At 67.5% G+C, this 20,591-nt stretch carries 8 protein-coding genes; 1 reads left to right on the top strand and 7 read right to left on the bottom strand.

Annotated features, from left to right (window positions below; translation table 11 throughout):
• Window positions 1-27: 27 nt before the first annotated feature.
• The 3 genes from VGV37_RS29980 to VGV37_RS29970 form a co-directional block, all read right to left on the bottom strand.
• Complete coding sequence (locus VGV37_RS29980; RefSeq protein WP_326883549.1) at window positions 28-3,177, bottom strand: efflux RND transporter permease subunit; 3,150 nt, start codon at window positions 3,175-3,177, stop codon at window positions 28-30.
• 339 nt (window positions 3,178-3,516) lie between these two features.
• The gene (locus tag VGV37_RS29975) at window positions 3,517-3,960 is read right to left on the bottom strand and encodes a thiol-disulfide oxidoreductase DCC family protein (RefSeq protein ID WP_326883548.1); all 444 of its coding nucleotides are present in this window, start codon (window positions 3,958-3,960) and stop codon (window positions 3,517-3,519) included.
• Complete coding sequence (locus VGV37_RS29970) at window positions 3,957-4,421, bottom strand: DCC1-like thiol-disulfide oxidoreductase family protein (RefSeq protein WP_326883563.1); 465 nt, start codon at window positions 4,419-4,421, stop codon at window positions 3,957-3,959. Before VGV37_RS29970 ends, VGV37_RS29975 begins: the two co-directional genes overlap by 4 nt.
• On the opposite strand from VGV37_RS29970, the gene VGV37_RS29965 reads away from it, so the two are divergent.
• Window positions 4,399-5,364, top strand: a complete 966-nt coding sequence (locus VGV37_RS29965; protein WP_326883547.1) for a phosphodiester glycosidase family protein — start codon at window positions 4,399-4,401, stop codon at window positions 5,362-5,364. The genes VGV37_RS29970 and VGV37_RS29965 overlap by 23 nt on opposite strands.
• A gap of 83 nt (window positions 5,365-5,447) precedes the next feature.
• Here the strand turns inward: VGV37_RS29965 and VGV37_RS29960 are convergent, their stop codons facing one another.
• From VGV37_RS29960 to VGV37_RS29945, 4 genes are all read right to left on the bottom strand, one after another.
• Window positions 5,448-6,281, bottom strand: a complete 834-nt coding sequence (locus VGV37_RS29960; protein ID WP_326883546.1) for a class I SAM-dependent methyltransferase — start codon at window positions 6,279-6,281, stop codon at window positions 5,448-5,450.
• A gap of 63 nt (window positions 6,282-6,344) precedes the next feature.
• Window positions 6,345-8,510, bottom strand: coding sequence for a transglycosylase domain-containing protein (locus VGV37_RS29955; protein ID WP_326883545.1), 2,166 nt, complete (start codon window positions 8,508-8,510; stop codon window positions 6,345-6,347).
• A 6-nt stretch (window positions 8,511-8,516) separates the two neighbouring features.
• Window positions 8,517-14,519, bottom strand: coding sequence for an alpha-2-macroglobulin (locus VGV37_RS29950; RefSeq protein ID WP_326883543.1), 6,003 nt, complete (start codon window positions 14,517-14,519; stop codon window positions 8,517-8,519).
• Between the two features lie 17 nt (window positions 14,520-14,536).
• The gene (locus VGV37_RS29945; protein ID WP_326883542.1) at window positions 14,537-20,059 is read right to left on the bottom strand and encodes a lysozyme inhibitor LprI family protein; all 5,523 of its coding nucleotides are present in this window, start codon (window positions 20,057-20,059) and stop codon (window positions 14,537-14,539) included.
• Between the last annotated feature and the right edge of the window lie 532 nt (window positions 20,060-20,591).

Genomic DNA, 20,591 nt, shown 5'->3' with positions numbered 1-20,591 from the left:
CGGCGCATCCGGGAAGGCGGACGGCGATCATTCTGCGGGTTGAAGCTTTGGCGCGCTACGACGGTGCAGCAGGCTGAAGACGGCGGGCACGAAGATGAGCGTGGCGACCGTGGCGACGATCAGACCGCCGATCACGGCGCGGCCCAGGGGCGCATTCTCCTCGCCGCCTTCGCCCATGCCCAATGCCATCGGCACCATGCCCATGATCATGGCGAGGGCCGTCATCAGCACCGGCCGAAGCCGGGTGAAACCGGCCTCGATCGCGGCCTTGACGGCATCGCCATGCACGGCGAGCCGGTCGCGCGCGAAGGATACGACCAGGATGCTGTTCGCCGTGGCCACGCCCATGCACATGATGGCCCCCATCAGCGCCGGAACGCTCAAGGTCGTATGGGTGAAGAACAGGAACAGCACGATGCCGGCGAGGGCCGCGGGCAGGGCGGTGACGATGATGAACGGGTCGAGCCACGACTGGAAATTCACCACGATCAGCAGGTAGACCAGCACGATCGAGAAGGCGAGGCCGCCCAGCAGGCTGACGTAGGAATTCTGCATCGTCTCGATCTGACCGCGCACGGTGACGAAGCTGCCGCGCGGCAACGACGGCCGATGGGCATCGACGATCCTGGCGATGTCCGCCCCGACGCCGCCCAGGTCGCGATCCTGGACCGACGCATAGATGTCGACGGTCCGGCGGATGTTGTAATGGGTCAGGACCTGGATCTCGCTCGACCGCTTGATCGTCGCCATGTCGCCCAGGATCCGGTCGGACTTGCCGCCGATGGCGCTCACGGGGATGTTCTGGATGTCCTGCAGCGACTGGATGTCGTACTGGGGTGACAGCGCCGTCATGTTGTAGTTGACGCCGTTTTGCCAGTTCAGGAAGAACATCGGCGTCACCTGCGAGCTGCCGCTCAAGATATTCAACATGCTGTTGGCGACGTCGCGCTCGGTCAGGCCGGTCTGGGCCGCCTTGGTCCGGTCGACCGCGACCTCGAAGCTCGGATAGTCGAACGTCTGCTGGACGCGCGCATCGGCGATGCCGGGCACGTGGCGCAGATCGCTCAGGATCTGGTTCGCAACCTGCCGATTGCCTTCGACATCGGCGCCGTCGATCTGGATATCGACCGGCGCCGGAATGCCGAAGTTCAGGATCTGGGTCACGATGTCGGCCGGCAGGAAATAGAACACGATGCCGGGGAAGGCGCGGGGCAGGTCGGCCCGCAGCTTGCGCACATAGTCGGCCGTTGGGGCATGCTCCGGCTTCAGCGAGACCATGATGTCGGCATCGCCGGCGCCGATGAAGCCCGAGGTTGAGTGCATCATGTTGATCGAGCTGTAGGGCAGGCCGACATTGTCGAGGATGCCGCTCAATTCGGTGTTGGGAATCTCGCGCCGGACGAAGGCTTCGACCCTGTCGGCCAGCTGGGCGGATTCCTCGATCCGAGTACCCGACTTTGCACGCAGATGCAGGATCATCTGGCCGTTGTCGGTATTCGGGAAGAAATCCTGGCCCAGCCACGGCACCAGGATGAAACAGGCCAGGCAGGCGACGAAGAACCCGGGGATGAACACGGCCCGGCGCGCGACCAGGATGGTCAGCACCCGGCCGAAGGCGTCGCGGAAGGCATTGAAGCCTCGGTCGAAGCCCTGCTGAAAGATGACCAGCGGATTGCGCGACTTGGCTGCCTTGTGCTGGTGCGCCTTCAGCAGGTACATCGCGAGCGTCGCGACCAGGGTTCGCGACAGGATGTAGGACCACAGCATCGCAAACACGACCGCCTCGGCCAGTGGCACGAACAGGTAGCGCGCGACGCCGCCCAGAAAGAACATCGGCAGGAACACGACGCAGATGCACAGGGTCGCGACCAGCGACGGCGCGCCGATTTCGGCAGCACCTTCCAGGATCGCGGTCTGCAGCGACTCGCCCTCTTCGAGATGGCGCTCCATGTTCTCGATCGTGACCGTCGCATTGTCGACGAGCACGCCGACCGCCAGCGCCAACCCGCCGAGCGTCATGATGTTGATCGTCTCGCCCAACGCACCCAGCACGATGACCGCGCCCAGGATGGAGAGCGGGATCGAGACTGCGATGATGATCGTGCTGCGCCAGCTGCCGAGGAAGATCAGGATCATCGACGCCGTGAGCGCCGTCGCGATCAGCGCTTCGCGGATCACGCCGACGACGGCGGATTTGACGAAGATCGACTGGTCCGACAGCGGCACGATCTTCAGCTCGGGCGGCACCGTCTGGGCGACGCGCGTCAGCGAGCGGCGGATGCCCGCCACGACGTCGATGGTGGATGCGGTGCCTGCCTTGAGGATGCTGAGCAGCACGCCACGCTGGCCGTCCTGGCGCACGACGTTGGTCTGCGGCGTGAAGCCGTCGCTGACGGTGGCGACATCGCGCAGATAGATCGTCGAATTGCCGACGACCTTCACCGGTATGTCGTTCAGTTCGGCGATGGTGCGGGGTGCGCCGTTCAGCCGGGCGTCGTATTCCATCTGGCCGATCTTGGCGGTACCAGACGGCAGCACCAGATTTTGCGCCGCGATTGCGGTCAGGATGTCGCCAGGCGTCAGGCCTTTTGATAGCAGCAGGCGCGGGTTCGAATTGACCATAACCTGGCGTTGCTTGCCGCCGAACGGATAGGGAATGACCGCGCCCGGCACCGTGACGAGCTGCGGGCGCACGAAATTCACGGTCAGGTCGTTGAGCCGCTGTTCCGACAGGCCCGCGCCCGAGATGCCCAACTGCAGGATCGGCACGCTCGACGGGCTGTAGTTGATGATGAGCGGCGGCTGGGTGCCGGTCGGCATGCTGCGCAGCTGGGTCTGGGAGACTGCGGTGATCTGCGCATTCGCCGTATCCAGGCTCGAGCCCGGCTGCAGGAAGACCTTGATGATCGCCTGGCCGTTGAGCGTCGTCGATTCGATGTGTTCGATATTGTCGACCGTCGTGGTCAGGCCACGCTCGAACCCAGAGGTCAGCCGTCCCTCCATCTCTTCCGCGTTCAATCCCGTATAGCCCCACGACACGGCGATGACCGGGATGTTGATGTTCGGAAAAATGTCGGTCGGCGTGCGCAGGATGACGATCGGACTGATGATCAGGATCACCAGCGCCAGCACGATGAAGGTATAGGGTCGGCTTAGCGCGATGCGGACGAGCCACACGGTTGAGGACTCCAGGCGGGCGACCCGATGAGGGGACCGGACGTTCGACGAGGCCGGCCACGGGGCATTCCATCAAGCGCCATCACGGAAGCCCTACGGCAACGCGACCCTCAAATAACCGGCTGCGCCACGGTAAGCGGAAGCGGTTCGCGCTGGCAATCTTCCAGAAAGCATTTGCGCCGGCAAAGGATGCGACATGATGCGCACGGCCCGTTCCGGCGGTTTTGCCGATCGTTTGCCGGTCCCGTCGAGGCGGCAGGCGGACAATTGCCGGCAAAATCCGGATGGATGCAATCGCGAATCGTTTAGAAAGCAAACTAAGTTGCTCGTCCGGGCGCCTTAGCCGACGAACCTGTCACGGGTGGCCTCGCTCGGGACCATGCATTGGTCTCTCCGTCCGAACAGGGCGTAACGATTCGTGGCGATGAGATCATAGATCCGGTCGGCAGCGGATTTCGGCAGGGATTTGAGAACGGTGCCGGCCAGTCTCCATGGCCGTCGCATGAACCGGGTGATCCGGCAGAGTGCTTCGGCCTTGAGATAGATCCGGCCGTCGTCGAGCAGGACGAAGCTGTTCCAATCCTCGAGCGGCAGCCCGTGGCGCCTGAGGACGCTTTGCCCCGCCTCGGACTGGATCGGAGCGAACCGCAGGCGGCCGGTGCGGTCGCGCGGCAGCAGAAACCGTACCGAGCCGTTGCACAGGTTGCAGACTCCGTCGAACAGGATGAGCGGGCCGGTCAGCAACACGCGGTTCCGCTCCTGTCGGGGCGTACGTTCCATCATGATCGCTCCGAAGCCGGGTGCTGCCGGTTCCAGGCCGCCAGGGCGGGCACGCACAGACCATCGTAGATCAGTTCGCATATGCCGTGGATGAGGGGCAGCCGGATCAGTCGCGAGGCTGAGCGATATCGCGGCAAGGCGGTCCACAGCATGGCGAAGGCGTCGATCCCGCTGAACATCTCCCCGCGCGCGTCGTGGATATAGAGCCGACGTCGCGGATCGGCATCCGACGGACCGTAGGCGGGATTGCCGAACGACAGATATCCCATGCGCTCGAAGGCGACGGGGCAGGCGGCTTCGGCGCTCATGCTTTCATAATGCTCCATCTCCGTCCGGCAAACGGCGCAGGCGTCGTTCATATAGACCGAAAGCGCCTCGCCAGCCGCAGGGATGAACGGCGGCATCCCATAGAGATCGGTGAAAGCTTGCTCGCTCAGCGTCATGATTCCGGGGCCGAGCGGCACCGGCAAGGAGCTCGTCGCCCGTGCGCTGCACAAGATCGGCGCCCATCCGGGCGCACCGTTCGTCGCTGTCCCCTGCGGCGCCGGCGCCGCTGCCGATGCGTCGCCGTACGCTCGACGAGGAATTGCGGCGCTGGAAACACGCATGATCGGCGAAGCCCTGGTCCGGTCCGGCAATAATCGATCCGAGGCCGCCCGGGTGCTGGGCATTGCGCGGGTCGGCTTGTTGAAGAAGATCGATCGGCTGGGCCTGCAAAGTTCGGCGCCGACGGCGCAGCCCGGGCCTTATGAGTGGTGGGAGCTTGCCCAAGGCCTCGAGGTCGCCGAACTGCCGGTGCTCGTTGCCGGGAGCGAGGTCGACCGGGTCCTGCTGACGCGGATCGACCCGGCGCTCTTCCGGTTCGAAGTCCACAGCGCGCCGGCGGGCAACAAGGGGCTAGACGACTGGATGACCGAGCTTTCGGCGATCTTGGTCATCAACGGCAGCTACTATGCGCGCAAAGGTACGCCGGATACGCCGTTCCTCAGCGCCGGCCGCCCGCTCGGGCCGCGAGACTATCGGTCCCGTCATGGCGCCTTCGTGGCGTCGGACGATTTCACCGGCATCCGTGATCTGGCGTCGGAGCGCTGGGAAACCGCCTTCACCGATGCCCATGACGCGATGGTGTCCTATCCGCTCCTCTTGTCCGGCGACGCGTCCAGCCGGGTCAGGGCCGACGACCGCTGGTTGGCGAACCGCAGTTTCATCGGTCAGGACGCGGTGGGGAACATCATCCTGGGCACGACGACGGATGCCTTCTTTTCCCTGAACCGGCTCGCGGCATTCCTGCGAACGGCCCCGCTCGGCCTGACCATTGCGCTCAATCTCGATGGCGGTCCGGTCGCCTACCAGGCGATCGCGCTCGGCGCCTATCGCCGACGCTTTTGCGGCAAATGGGAGACCTAGACGCGCGGCGACGACATCTGTCTTGGCCGTTCGGCAACTGGGCGCTGCCGATCGTCCTCGCCGTCGTCAAAAAAACCGCCGGCTCAGGAGACGGCAATACTTTCCAGATAGAGCATCGGAACCTGCATCTCGACGCAGCCGTCGCGCGTGGCGATGGCGTCGAGCCGAGCCTCGAGCGTCTCGAAGACCTTGCGCTCATGCTCGCCCCCGACCGCTTCGCGCCAGCCGTCGAGGAACCATTTCACCAGCGAATGGCGCAGCATCGCCGACCCGTCGGCAAAGCGCATGGTAAAGCTGCGCTCGACGGCGCGGGACACCGCGAACCCGCTCGCCGTGAGCAAGGTCGACAATGTCTCTTTCGAGGATCGATGATCCTCCTCGCGGCGCAGCGCCTCTCGGATCGCCCCCAGTCCCGCTTCATCGAGGATCTCGTCCAGCAGCCGGTAGGTCCCGCCGAAATGGCCGCGCACGTTCGTGGTCAGCACCAGGCGCGCGCCGGCCTTGGCGACGCGCCGGCATTCACGCAGGGCTTTCGGCACGTCGGGGAAATTATTGACCCCGATGCTGGAAACCAGCAGGTCGAAATGGCCGTCCCGAAAGGGCATCGACCCGGCATCGCTCTCGATGACGTCGACGTTCTCGAAACCATGCGCCGCGATCTTCCGGCGCGCGCGTCCCAGGGCCTCGGCCCAGACGTCGACCCCGGTGAAATGCGAGGAGGGTCCATGCAGTTGCGCGAGTTCGATCAGCGGGAACCCGGCACCGCAGCCGACGTCGAGGCCGCAAATCCCCCGTCGGATCTCTAGAGACTCCAGCAGCAATCCGCCGAAACGCGCGCTCCAGAACGAGGTTTCGTCATAGACATCGCCAAAATCCGGCGGCATCCAGCCGACGGGCCGGTCCAGGAAATGACGCACGGGTTTCCTCCATCAGTTGCGGTCGTCCATTAAGCCCAGGCCGCCTGGGTGCCACAAGCACACCTAGCGGATGACGACCTCGATCCGGCTGGAGCCGCCCGGGTCGTAAGCCGGGCGCGCTTCGAACTGGTGCCGGCCGGGCTGGATCGGCCATTGCACGGTCTCGGACGCCATCGCCACCTGGAAGGGCTGCCCGTCGACGTACCAGACGATCTGGACATCGCCGCTTTCGGCACTGAGGCGCAGCGGCAGGAAGGTCGAGCCCCGCGGTGCCTCGGGGTTGCGGATGAAGCTGCTGTGGTTGAGCGGCGAGACGATGCGCAGCCGGGCCGGCACCGAAGGCGGGGCCGGTTTGACGGCCGATTCCACAGGCCGGTTCGCCGGCATGAATTCGGTCAGGACCTGGGCGCAGGTGCCATCGCTCGGTCGGCCGGTGCTGGCGCACAGCGGCACGGGCTCATGGCCGGCCGGCGGACGGAACATGGTGTCGTTCAGCCCGTCGGCATCGGCGCCATGGAGGTCGAGCAGGATGTCGTGGGCGACCAGCGCCGCGCTGGACGCGCCGCTGATCCCAGTCATCGGCCTTCCGTCGGGACGACCGACCCAGACGCCGACCAGATAGCGATCGGTATAGGCCGCGACCCAGGCATCACGATAGCCCTGACTGGTTCCGGTCTTGACCGCCGTCGGGAACGGATATTCGGTCGCCCCCATGCGCGCGAAGCTCGGCAGGCGGGCCATCGGGTCGGCCAGGAACATGGTGATGAGGCGCGCGGTCGTCGCCGACAGGACCGGCCGCGCCGGCGGTTCCGCCTGCTCGCGGTACCAGCGCAGCGGGGTGAAACTGCCTTCGTTCGCCAGCGCGCCATAGGCCGAGACCAGGCGGTCGAGCGTCGTCGGCATGCCGCCGACCGACAGGGTCAGGCCATAGCGGTCGGCAGGATGGTCTTCGTGATGCAGGCCGAGGTTGCCCAGGAACCAATGGGTTCGGTCGAGACCGACCAGGCGGACCAGCAGGGCGGCCGGCACGTTGCGCGAATTGGCCAACGCCTGGCGCGGCAGCAGGGGGCCGAGGAAGCGCCGGTCCGCATCGTCGATGCCGGTGCCATTGTCCGGATTGTCGTTGAGGATCGTCGCCGGCCCGATGTCGCCCTGTTCCAGCGCCTCGGCGAAGATGAAGGGTTTCAAAGTGCTGCCCGGAGAGCGCTGGCGTAACGAATAATCGATCTTGCCGGCATCGGCCGCGTCGTAGCGGCCGGAGCCGATCAGGGCCAGCACCTCCATGCTGCGTCGGTCGACGACCATGACCGAGACCTGCTCGGCACCGAGCGGCCTGAGCGCGTCGAGCCGCTGGCGGGCGAGCTTGGCCACATGCTGCTGCAGACCGAGGTCGATCGTACTGCGCACCCGCTCGATCGGTGGCCCCTTGTGGACCAGGTCGCCGATCCGGAGGATCGCATGCAGCGCGTCGGGCGAGCGCGCCATGCGCTGCGGGGCAGCCAGATTGTCGATGTCGACCAGCGACTGGGCATAGGCCGCATCGTCCAGCACGCCCTGGTCGTGCAGGCGCACCAGCGCCTTGCGACCGCGATCCACCGCGCGGGCGCGGCCGGACACGGAACCCGGGTTCATCGCCGCCGGCGATTGCGGCACGGCCGACAGGACCGCGATCTCCGCCCAGCTCAGGTCCTCGACCGGCTTGTCGAAATACCAGCGCGCGGCATGGGCGATGCCGTGGCTGTTCTGCCCGAACGGTACCAGCGCCAGATATTGCCGCAGCACCGCCTCGCGCCCGTACCGCGCGGTCATGACCAGGGCAGTCGCGGCCTCGAACGCCTTGGACACATAGCCGCGCGACGCCGGATCCTGCATGCGCGCGACCTGCATGGCGATGGTCGAGGCGCCCGAGATGCGATGGGCCGAGCGGAGGTTCGATTTCAGCGCACGCAGCACCGCCAGCGGGTCGACGCCGGGATGATCCCAAAAGCGATGATCCTCCAGCGCCAGGATCGCCGCTTCGACCCGCTCCGGCACGCGCTCGACCGGCCAATAGCCGTAGCCGTCAGGCCCGCCGCCGATCTGCGCCATGAAGGCGCCGTGCCGGTCGGTCACGATGGCCGTCGGCGACGGCGCCACGAAGGTCGACCGGTGCCAGACATAGCCCGCCAGCAGCACCGCGCCCAGCAGGAGGGCGGCGACGATCGGGCGATGGCGTACCGGCAGGACCATGGCGGGTCACTGCTGGCCGGCGGGCCGCGTGATGGTCACCAGCGCACCGGCGCCATTTCCTCGCACCGCTTCCTCATACATCATCTCGGCATGGGCGGCGGGCTGGATGAAGCGCCCAGGCACCGACGCCTTGCTGCGGAAATGGAAGTCGTAGGTCCCCTTCGGCAGGGTCTCGTAGAAATACCGGACCTCGTCGTCGAGGAACGCCACGTAGGTCGGCGCCAGCGTCGGCTCGGCCGAGGGCGTCGCCTCGGGCGGTGCCGTCGCGAGGCCGGGGTTCAACGGCTCCATGCCGCTCGCCAGCGGGATGACGATCGCGACCTGATGGCGGTCGGCCGGATTGACGATCTCGACCGAATCCTCGACCACGTCGCCCAGGGCCAGCTCGACGGGACTGCCCGGCTTGTCGAGCTTCTGGCGCTTGGCCGGCGCGCCGGTCAGGTCGATCACGTCGGCCTCGCGCGCCACGACGAAACCGGCCGAGGCAGGGGCCACCTTGCTGCCATCGTCGACCGGCAGCCATGACAGGTCGCTCTGCACCGCGACCGGATGCGCGGGACTGGCGCCGGACGCGGTCACCGAGCCGGCCGTGCCGACCCGGTCTACCACCCGCTGGATCGCATGGGCACCGGACAGGGTCAGTTGCTGCGGACCCGCACTCAGGGTGACGGCCACCGGCTGATCCGGCACGCCGGTATTCTTGGTGACGAAATCGCTGAGGGCCAGCATGGCGGCGGCATTGGCGTTCGTATCGCCCCAGCCGTTGCCTTTACCGAGCGTGACGAGCGCGTCGGCGAGCAACTGCCGGCGCGGATCGCCGTCGGCGGCCGTGGCACGCAGGACCTCGGCAACCGTACGGGTTTCGGACGCCAGGATCAGCGGGTTCCGGCTGCTGCGGGCTTGCTGCAGACCGCCATAGACCGGCTTGCCGTCGCGCTGCTTGATGATGATCCCGTTCCACAGCGCATCGTTCAACGTCTTGATCGCCGGCGCGTCGACCGTGCCCGACTGGGCCAGGGCTTGGCGTACTTCGGCCAGGCCTTCGAGCGAAAGCTGGTCGGCCTTGCGGGTCAATTCCGCCGCATAGCCGCGGTCCATTTCGCCGGCGGCGGCGAGGGCGGCCAGCGCCCAGGTCCGCTCGGCATAGGCCTCGCCACTGACGAAATTCGCATAGTCCGAGCGCAAGGATTGCTTCAAAGCCCGGGTCAGGGTCGCCAGCTGGCCGTTGTCGACTGCGAAGCCGGCCTTGCGCGCCTCGACCATGAACTGCACGACCCAGGCGGTGAGGGTGACCTGACCCTTGCCGCCCGGCCAGAACGAGACCAGCCCGTTCTCGTCGGTGACAGAGGCGATCCAGGTCAGGGCGGCCTTGACGCTGACCTCGGCCCGGGCGCTCGACGCGTCGCTCTGCAGGGCCGTGGCGAACGCCTTGGTGGCGATTTCGGCGCGCGCCAGGCTGACCTGCTGCTCGGTGCAGCCGAACGGATATTCGCGCAGGTAGGTGAGGCCGGCCATCAGCCGGACCAGGGCCGGCTGGCTCGACACCAGGATCGTGCGGCGGATCGTACCGGGCCGGGCCGGCTGATCGACCGCCTCCAGCGCAAATGGCGTCGGGTCGGTCAGGTCCTTCAATTGCCGCTGATGCACCGGTTCCCGATCGGGACGGATCGGCAGGTCGACGGAGAAGGCGTCATGGGCCTTGTCGCTGGTCCGCTCGATGCCGAACGTCACGGTCGCGGTGGTGCGGGCAAGATCGCCGGCCTCGGTATAGCCGGGGCTCGGCACCGTCACCGGGAAATCGAGCCGCTGCGGCTTGCCCGGCGCCCAGTCGAAATTCCGGGTCGGCGTCGCCGGGTCGAGCGTCAGGCCCGCCACCTTGACCTCGGCGTGGGCAGGACCGCCGCCGCCCTCGACGATGCGGCCGATGGCGCTCAAGGCGAACTGGTCGCCCGGGCGCACGAAGCGCGGCAGGTTCGGCTCGACGATGACCGGCAGGCGCACGGCGACCTGGCCGGTCGCAAAGCCGAAGCGGTCGGGACCGCTGACCGCCTTTGCCCGCACCCGGAAGACGGTCAGGTTGTCCGGCAGCTTGATCGAAACCTTGACCGTGCCGCTGTCGTCGACCATCAGCGACGGGTTGTAATAGGGCACCGGCGTGAAGTTCTTGCGGATGCTGACCTTGTTCAGCAGGCCCTGGTCGCCGTCGCCGACGTCGCCGCCCGGATCCTCGTCGAGCGGCAGGTAGCCCAGTACGCCGTTGCGCGTGTCCGAGAAGGCGACGCGGCTGCCCCGGTCCCGGATGAAGCGCGGCAGCGGATCGAGCGGCGCCTCCTTGGCCAAGGCCAGCACGGCCTGGTCGATCAGCCACAGCGTGACCTCGCCTGACATCGGCTTGCCGGTTTCATCCGACAGCTTCACCGTCATGTCGATCGTGTCGCCGGGCTGCGCCGTCTGCGGGTTGTCGACCGCGACGGTCACGATGTTGCGGGTCGGCTTGACGCCGACCCAGGCGGTGGCGGCGATGGTCTGCGGCCGCAGCAGGTCGAGCGCGCCCGCCGCCGCATCGCCTTTCAGCCGCCCACGCATCAGCGCGAAATGCACCGGCACGCGCGGCAGGTAGGATTTGTCGATCGGCAGGTTGAACTTGCCGTAGCCGTTCTTGACGTCGACCCATTCGTAGTGGTTCGTGCCGTCGGCCTGCTCGACGATCGCGAGCGCGCTCGCTGTCTGGAACGGACTTTCGAGGACCAGCGCCGCGGTCTCGCCCGGCGCATAATTGGCCTTGTCCGGCGTCACCTTGAACACCTGGGACGGCGGGCGCGACCAGGTCACGGCCTGGTCGCCGCCGGCGAACAGGTCGACGCTGATGGTCTGGCGTCGGCCGAGCGCATCTGACGCGCTCAATTCGACGACATAGACGCCGGACTCGCTGATCGGCAGGTCCAGTTTCGTCGTGTCGGCGCCGGTCGTGACGATTTTTTCCACGCGCTTCTGGTCGACAACTTCCGTGCGGTATTTCGGCTTGCCGTCGGTGAAGTCGCTGGCCTGCAGGATCGAGCTCCATTGCCGCTGCAGCAGGCGCAAGGTCACGTTCCGCCCGGGGACTGGCTTGCCGTCGCCGTCGACCATCAGGAACTCGATCGGGATGCTCTTGGCATGGTCGAGGTAGCGCGGCGCCTTCACGCCCAGCACGAAGGCGGGCAGCGCCAGCACTTCCTCGGTATTGGTCACGGTCTTGTCGTCGTCGCCGATCACCGTCGCCTCGACCACATAGCGGCGTGGCTGGTTGGTGCGCTCGCGCGTCGGGTCCAGCGCCAGGCTGGCGCGGCCCTCCGCATCGGTCTTGTCCTGCCGCTCTATCGCTGCCGTCGAGTCAAAGGCAACGCCGCTCTGATAGCGCGCGTCGGTCGCGTAGACGAAACCCTCGCGCGGCTTCGGGGCATAGGCGTAGGGGAACTGGGTGACCCGCCAGCGCACCGGCCGGTCGTTCGCCGGGCCGCCGGCATAGTAGGTCGCGGTCATGCCGACCGTGGTCGGCTTGTCGAGCGGGATGGTCTTGCTGGCGTCGAGCCGGACCTGGAAGCGCGGCAGGCGATAGGCGTCCTTCTTGAAATTGGCGATGGCGCATTCATGGCCGGCGATGTCGATCCGGGCGTGATACGTGCCGGTCGCCGTCGTCTTCTCCTCGAACAGCTCGTGCACGCTGCCATTGTCGCCGATGGTGACGGGCTGGCGCCATTCCGCATCGTCCGGTCCCTGGACGACGATCTCGGCCTTGAGATCCTTGCCGGCCGGGGTCAGCAGACCGTTGGCGAGTTGCCGGACATAGGCTTTGATATGGACCGGATCGTCCGGCCGGTAGATCGGGCGCTCGGTGAAGACGTGGCACAGCAGGCGCGGCAGCGGATGGCGCCGGCCGACATCGCGGCCCATCCAGTCGAGCCAACCGGAATCGTCGGGGAACCAGCCGTCGGCGGTATAGCGGTCGGGTGCCTGATTCGGATCGATGACCAATGTGTCACCGTCCTTCACGACCACGATACGGCTCGGCCCAGGCTTCTTGTCGACATGGTCCCAGGTAAAATGCCCGTCGGCAACGGTCTGGCCGCTCGACAGCGTCTGCCAGGTCTTGCCGTCGGTGCCCTCGACCTTGACTTGTGCCTTTTCGACCGGCTTGCCGTCGGACAGCGAGGTTACGACGAAGCGCACCGAATGCTCTTCCTCGACCGCGGTCAGGCTGAGGTTGGTGACCTGCACGCGCATCCATTCGCGCTCGCCGGCCTTGTCGAGCGGGCGGATGCCGACCAGATAGGTGCCGGGCTTCTCCTTGCCGTCTACCCGCGCCAGGCCGGGCGCCAGATCGAGGCCGAAGCGCGCGCTGGCCCCGAGCGAGGTCAGGGGCAGGCTCATCAGCGACGACAGGCTGGCGGACCCCAGCCGGTCGATCTGGGCCGCGATCTCCTCCGGCTGGATCGTGCGCGCGCCCGCGACCGGGGCCGCCTCTTCGCCGGGCGACGGCGGACGCTTGCTGTCCATTGTCTTTACCGGCGTGCGCGGGAACGGCCAGAATGACCGGTCGAGCGGATCGATCTCGTGGATGCGCACGTCGGCGGACGCATAGCCGCGACCGCGCAACGGGATCATCTGCGGCCCGAACCGCTCGACCACGCCATTGCCGGCGGCCAGCGCCAGGAACGGCTGTTCGGCCGGCCAGAACACATAGGCGACGCTGCGGCCCGGCATGTCGAGGGTTCGGCCGATCTTGTCCTTGATGGCGGTCGGCTCGAGCCCGATCTGGTAGAGCGTATCGGTCGCGAATTTCGCGGTCAGGCGCAGTTGGTCTCCGACCGTCTCGGTCTTCAGCCCTTCGACCGCAGGCGTGATGCGCACCAGGTTGCGGATCGCGATCGGATCGGTTCCACCCAGCACCGCCGAGAATTGCAGCACGATCCGGCGCTTCGGCGAGGGTTTGCGTACCGTCTGCTTCGCCTCGCTGGTGCCGACGGCCGGCTGATCGGCGCTCGTCGTCGCGACCTTCTGCGGCGGTCGCGCATCGACCAGCGCGCCGTTGGTCTCGGACACGGCATCGTCATCCTCGTCGGTGGCTTCGGCCGTGTCGGCCGTTCCCGTGTCGTCCGACGACGCATCGGCCTGTTGGGCCGCCGGCTGGGCGGCTTCGTCCTGCTCGGTCTTGCAGGTGAGGGCGGCGGTCTTGTCGTAGATCGTGCCCTGAGCGGCCAGCGGCACGCGCTGCGCGGCACAGCCGACGAAGATCGGGCGGAAACTCTCGGCCGTGGAAAATTCGAATTGGCTGACCGTGCCGGCAAGGCCGGTCTCGGTCGACAGGCCCAGCTTGACCAGGACCCGCATGCCGTTCGGGATCGGCTGATGCAAGGCCACGACGTAATCAGCGTGATCGCTGCGGCCTTTACGCTCGACCGGCTTGATGTCGAAATCCTGCGGGGACAGGTGCTTGACCCGATCGGGATCGAGGCCGGGCAGGGGGGCCATGGCGATATCCAGCATTTCCGCGAGTGCCTTCGGATCGACCGGTGCGGCGAATTCCAGGGTCAGGCTGTCGACCCGATCGAGGTTGGCCGCACCATTCGCCGGCACGGTCGAGACCGGCGGATCGAGCAGGCTGGCGAGCGTGATGCTGCGATCGCCGATTTTCCAGGTGAAACGGCCCAACGCCGGCCAGGCCTCGGCCGGCCGGAACTGCAGGGTGCGCGCGTTCAGCCAGGCGAAGGCGCCGGGCTGCGCCGGGGTCACGGTCACGAACCGATCCGGCTGGTCCTCGGCGCCGCCTTTGGCCGGCCCGGTATCCTTGTCGAAAAAGATCGTGACCGGATCCCAGGGCCGCACGAACTGGTCGGGCACGATGATGCTGCCCGCCGGCTGCTTGACGATTGCGGCTATGGCCGGGTCCGCGCGCAGGCTCGCGGCACCGGCCAGAAGCATCAGGCCGAAGACCAGCGAACGCAGCAGGGGAAACCGGGCGCGGATCATGGAAATCCCCATCATCATCAAGGCTTGGCACCGACGAGGGCGGCGTAGCTCGCCTTCACGTCGTCGGGAGGTCCGTTGCCGGGCAGGGTTGCCCCCACGAGCGCCGGCTCGACATCGACCGCGACGCCGTCGGACGGCACGTCGATCGCCAGCAGGTAATTGCCGGGCTTCAGGGTCTGCATGGCGACGAGGCCGCGGCTCAGTTCCTCGCCGGCGGCGGTCAGCAGGCGCGTGGTGACGATATCGGCCGAAGCGCGCGCGCCGACGCCGATCGACCGTTCCGCCTTCAGGCTGAAGCTGAACAGGCGGGATTGGCCCGGCGATACCCGCCGCTTGGGGCCGAGCCCGTCGGCGATCGGCACCGGCAACACCGCTTCGAACCGCGCCGTGCCGGACAGCGGGGCAGAGCCGACCGCCAGGATCTGCAGGTCCGCCGACTGGTCCTGCCCCAGCACCAGGTTGAGCGAGGCGCCGGCCTCGAACAGGGTCGGCTGTCCTGCGCCATGGCTGCGCAGCAGGACGGGCGTGTCGGTCTCGACATGCAGCAGTCGGGCCGGACCGGCGGGAACGCGCAAAACCATCTGGACGCCATGCAGCGCTACGCTCGCGGGCAGGGTCAGCGTGCTGTCCGGCTCGGTCGCCAACGGCGGCGCATCGAGGCCGATCGCCAGTTGCCCGGGTTTGAAGGCGACGTCGATCACGGCACCCGCGCCGGCCGGCGCGCTCAGGCCGCGCGACACGTGGCCGGATGCATCGACGACCGTCATCGCCTCGGCCGATCCGGTCGCCCGCACCGTCGTGGCACCAGCAGCGGGGTCGACGGTCAGGTGCAGGACCCCGGGCGTCGGGCTCGCGCGGGTCAGGATGGCGCCGGCGCCGATGGACAATGGCTTGCCATCGCCCCGCGGCTCGATCGACAGCGCGAAGGGGGCAGCCTCCTTCACCGTATGCAGCAGCAGGATCTGATCGTCGTCGCTCTCGACGATCTGGGCACGCGCATCGGCGCTCCACAGCAGGCGCCGGGGGCTGCCGGCTTTCTGAAACAGCGCGGCAGTACCGAGCGGCAGGGTCAGGGCCAGCCGCTTGTCGCCGGCCGGCAACGCGACGGCGACCGCTTCCATGCCGGCGAGCGCGCCGTCGGCGAGGCCGAAACCGAGGGCCAGATCACGTGGCTTGGTGAAGGACAGGCGATCGATGGTGATCGGCAGGTCGCCGTCGCCGCGATCCGCGCGCCATAGCTTCAGGATCGGATGGGTGAGGCCACCCGGCGCGAACCCGAACGCGAACGCGCGCGTGGGTGAATCCGGCCCGACTGCCATCGGCAAGGCGGGCGCCGCGGCATCGCCGCCGGCAATGGAAAGACCAGGCTGGCCGCCCAGCCCCTCGATCCGCCATAAGGTCGGTCCATCGGCAGCGGCGATCGGCAAGGTGACGGCAGGTCCGGGTTTGAGCGTCAGATGCGCAGCCTCGACCGCCGGGTCGACACGGCCGGCGCCGAGTTTGTTCGGCGCGCGATCGATCAGCCAAATGCTGCTCCCGACCGCGACCAACGAACCGCTTTCGTCCCGGTCGAGCGCCACGCCGGCGGCCGAACTCCAGCGCAGCGTCTCGCCGCCGGCACGCAAGGCCAGGATGCCGGGACGGTCGAGTTTAACCCGTCCGACGCCCAGCGTCTCGTCGCCGAGCTTGAGCGGGGCCAAAGCGATGCCGTCCTTGCCGCTGAACGCGGCCTCACTGGACTCGGCCGGTGTCACCGCGTCGGCGGCGAGGATGACCGGTTGCTTGCCATGGTCGACGGTCCAGACCCGCACCCGATAGGCGGTATCGGGGCCATCGCCCCACGGCACGGCCAGAAACGGATGGACGCCGCTGGTGCTGGCGAGGTGCCGCCAGCCGTCGCCGGCTTTGGCTTCGAGTGTGAGGCCGGTCGGTACGGCGCTCTGGGCCGAGGCGACGAGCAGGCCGCCGGGCTTGCCGCCGTCGAGCGGCACGACATGGATTGCACCGTCGGCCAGCGTCACCGATTGCCCTGCCGCGACCGGCTTGTCGAACAGTTCGTCATATTGGGTCAGGCTGACCGTCGTCTGTGCGCTGGCGGCGCCGACCGGATCGACCTGCAGCGTGTAGCGGCCGGGGGCGAAGCTGCCGGCGATCGCGAAATTCCAGTCGTTGTCGCGGCCGTCGTTGACGGCGACGAGGCGCCCGTCGGCATCCAGCAGGCTGGCCCGGACCGGGGCGCTGCCGAGCGAACTCAGTTCGATCTGGCGCAGGGCGCCGATCGCGACCGGCAGGCGCCCCGGCGCCGTCAGTGCCCGGCTCTCGCCGGCCATCAGGTCTCTGGTTGCCAGGTTCAGCGTGTAGTCCACCCGGCTGTTGGGCGCCTCGCTCGTCACTTCGACGGCATAATCGCCTTGGGGCAGGGGGCCGGACCAGGCGGCAGCTTCGGTCGCGACATGGTCGCCATCGGCCGCTTTGAGGACCGCGCGCATACCACGGTCGATCTGCAGGGTCACCACCGTGGGGGCCGGCAGGGTGAATTTCCACAGATCGGGCGACCTCGGCTGGCCGGATTCCGGCTCCATCCAGCGGTTGGCGAGGTCCGTGTCGAACGCGGCGGGGAAGGGACCGTGGCCGCTGCGCTCGGTCGCCGCCGGCTTGCGCTCGAGCAGCGTCACCGCGCGGCTCTCGACCGACTGCGGCAGCAGGATCAGGCGGTAGTCGCCGGGGCGCAGAGCGAGCGAGACGTCGGCATCGCTGCCCGGCGCCAGCACGGGCCAGCCATCCGCATCGTCGAGCCGCATGGCGAAAGTCCGGTTCAGCCCAACCGTCTTCAGGCTGTAGTCGCCGGCCTCGTCGATATGGAATTGATAAGCGGCGGCCTCGCCCGGCGGCAGGGTCAGGCGCGAGATCCGGCCCAGGTCGAGCGGGCCGCGATCGGTCACCGGCGTCTTGGCGAGCGACAGACCGATGCGGCCATGGCTCTTGCCCGCCGCATGCACCGCGACCTGGTAATCGCCATCGCCCAGATATTGCTGCAGCAGGAAGTTGCGCCCGACGCCGTTGGCGTGGTCTTCGGCCAAAGCCGGCAGCGTCCTGGTCCGCAACGCGCCCTCGGTCTCGATCAGGCCCTGGCTTTCCAGGCGATAGAGAGCAGGCCCCTCGACCGGGATGGCGTAGGTCACGGTCTGGTTTCGTGCCAGGTCGAGGAAGGCCGGCTTGCCCGCGACCAGCTGCGGCAGCGCCGGCGGCGTCGTCCTGCCGGCCGCGAGCGCGGGCAGGGGCGCTTCCGGCCGCATGTCGTCGGCCTGGAAGGCGAGCGATACATAGGATGGGTGGTCACCGACGAGGGTCAGCACGACGGTATGCGGGCCGCCGGTCACGGCCGGTCCGACCGTCGCCGGTTGGCCGTCGAGCGCGATCGGCAGCGGCTGGCCGTCCTCGCGCATCGCCTGCAGGTGGCCCGCGCCGGGCGCCTTGACCGGCAGGGACAGAGCGCGGCCCGGCGCCAGCTCGACGGAAAGCGCATCGGCCAGGTCGAGCGGCAGGCGGCGCACGATGACACCGGCGTGATCGTCACCCGCGAGGCTCGTCACCAGCTCATAATGGGCCTTCGGCTCGAATGTGAGCGAAGCTGCGCTGAAGGCGGCGAGACGCGTCGCCGGTTGCGCAGGCGCCGTAATGCCCTCGGCACCGAGCGTCAGCGTCAGGACGCCCTTGCCGTTCTCGCGCGGCGTAATCGTCAGGATCGAGTAGCCGGCGTCGATCGGCCAGACGCTGCCGGACGCCTTCAGCGGCGGCGTTCGTCCGCCGGTCGGCTTTGTGGTCAGGAACGGCTCGACCCGGAAATCCGCCTCGGCGCCCGACCCGGTCACCTTCAAGGCCATCGCCTGCGGCGCCGCCAGATAGAGCGTCACCTTGTTCAGCAGATTGAACCGCCGCTGCCAGGGCTTCGCCGGATCGAGATGGATGGCCGAATCCGCGACGGCCTCCTTGTTGTCCTTCACCACGATCGACGTCGGGTCGGGCGCGTCGTCGCCGATGAAACCGCGATGGTAGGCGACGAAATAGGACCCGGCTGCGGTGGCGAGCGCCACGCTATCGGCGGCCTCGGCATCGAGCGTCGTCAGCCGATAGCGGGCGCCGGGCGTGCGTTCGACCGTAACCAGCCAGAACCCCTTGTCGCCCGCCGTCTCCTCAAGCTCGGCCAGCGGATTGCGACTGTTCTTCTCGATCGATGCGTGGTCTCCGTTGGAGAAGAACGGCCGCGCCGGATCATAAGGCGACACGGTCAGCGCAGTATGTTCCGGCTTGTCGGTATCGATCCGGAAATAGCTGGCCGCGCGCGGCACCAGCCATTCGTCCACGCCGGAGGCCGATGCTTCGTGCACCGCGCGACCGACGGTCGGCAATTGCGGAATGCCCCAGCGCAGCGTAAACGGCTTGGCGCCGGAGCTCTGCGCCCATTTTTCGCCGGCGCCGCCATAGGCGGTCAGCTTGTATAGCCCCGGCTCCAGCCGGGCCGTCAATTGCCGGACGGCGAGCGGCTGCCCGGTGCCGGGATCGCGCACCGAGGTTTCGGGTGTGGCGGCGACCAGCCAGACGCCGTCCTTCCACAACCGCAGATCGGCCAGGTAGCGGCCGGCCGCCTCGATCGCCACGACCTTGCGCTCGGTGATCTCGAGCCAGTAGGACCGCTGTTCGTGATCGGCCAGATCGGCCTGGACCGGTTTCAGTTCGACCAGCCGCACCGGCTCCGGCTCCAGTTCGGTCGACGTCCTGACCGACAGTTCCGCGTCGCCGGATCCGCGCGGGTCGGAAATCAGCCGAAGCTTGTAGATGCCATGATCGAGGAACCCATCGACCCGGCCGTCCACCGATCCGGCGGCGCCGTCGAGCGGACCCGGGCCGGCCATGCGGTCGACCAGTTGCAGTGCCGTGCCCTGATCGCTATGAACCGAAAAGGAATAGCGTCCGAAGCTGGGGATCGTGACCGTCGTCTCGTGCTGGCCCTGGGCCGGAAACAGGCTGGCCGCCAGTTTCGGCTGCGGTCCGGCGGGCGCCGTCGCCGCCGGCGGACGGGTGTCCGGCAGCTCGGATTTCGGCGGCATAACAGGGGCGGGCGCGGGCGAGGGCGCGACCGGCGCCGCGGCGGCGACAGCGGCCGGCGGCTTGCCGATCTCCGCGATGCGCGTGCGATAGAGTTCGGTCAGGCAGGTCTCGGCCTTGGCTGCGGCCTCGGCAGCCATGTCGCCCTTGCCAGGGACGCCGCAGGCGCTCAAGCGGCCCGTCAGCCAGCGACGCTGGTCCGCCAGCAACGGTGCCCGGGCTTCGTCCGACAATCCTTCGCGCCGGACCCGAAAGGCAGCGCTCAAATCGCCGTCGAGCTGGGCAAGCCTATCGCTCCCGCAGATCAGATGCTCGATCGGCGCCGCTGCCCGCTGGCAGTCGAAGCTGGGCTGCGCGGCCTGGACACGAGAGCCGAGACCAACGACGACGACGACGGTCGCTGCGATGAGGCGCATCACGAAGGATAGAGGCACTTGAGCGGGACCGTTTGGCTGTTTTGCCTTTTCTATCAGTCGTCTGTGGCGAACGAAAGATATCGGCCCCGGATCGATGAAATATATTTTTCGATCCTTCGGGAACTTTATGCGTCAGGACAGGCCATTGGCGACCGAACATGGGAAAAGCGGTAGTGACCGACCACGTCGCGCCAAGCCATTCAGACGGTGCGCCGTCTGCCGAGAAAGCCATGCGCCAAACCTGCACCGATGATGTCGACGTTTCTGGGAAGCCGTGCCGTCCGCGTCGGGGCAATTGGCAATAGGGCGATGGGCGCGTAAAGGGAGTGAGTTTCGCAAGCTCAATGGGTTGCACCGCGCGCTTCACGCGAACCCGCATAAGGGTGTTATTTTTCATAATATATATTATGCGACTTTTACTCGTGCGTCATGAGAAGCGCTTCCCTCCCATCGGCTCGGCGTTCCGGGATGCCCCTCGCGAGCAGTTGGGCGAATTGCAGCGGCGGGACCGGCCGGCTGAAATAATAGCCTTGCGCTTCGTCGCATTGGT

It is taken from the genome of Aliidongia sp., assembly GCF_035943795.1.
Taxonomy (GTDB): Bacteria; Pseudomonadota; Alphaproteobacteria; order ATCC43930; family CGMCC-115725; genus Aliidongia.
The sequence above is the reverse complement of the archived record's forward strand: the minus strand, read 5'-3'. Positions and strand labels throughout refer to the sequence as shown.

Coding starts and splice junctions, on each gene's coding strand:
- VGV37_RS29975 (WP_326883548.1), bottom strand. CDS start 3,960: ATGATGGAACGTACGCCCCGACAGGAGCGGAACCGCGTGTTGCTGACC.
- VGV37_RS29965 (WP_326883547.1), top strand. CDS start 4,399: ATGATTCCGGGGCCGAGCGGCACCGGCAAGGAGCTCGTCGCCCGTGCG.
- VGV37_RS29955 (WP_326883545.1), bottom strand. CDS start 8,510: ATGGTCCTGCCGGTACGCCATCGCCCGATCGTCGCCGCCCTCCTGCTG.
- VGV37_RS29950 (WP_326883543.1), bottom strand. CDS start 14,519: ATGATCCGCGCCCGGTTTCCCCTGCTGCGTTCGCTGGTCTTCGGCCTG.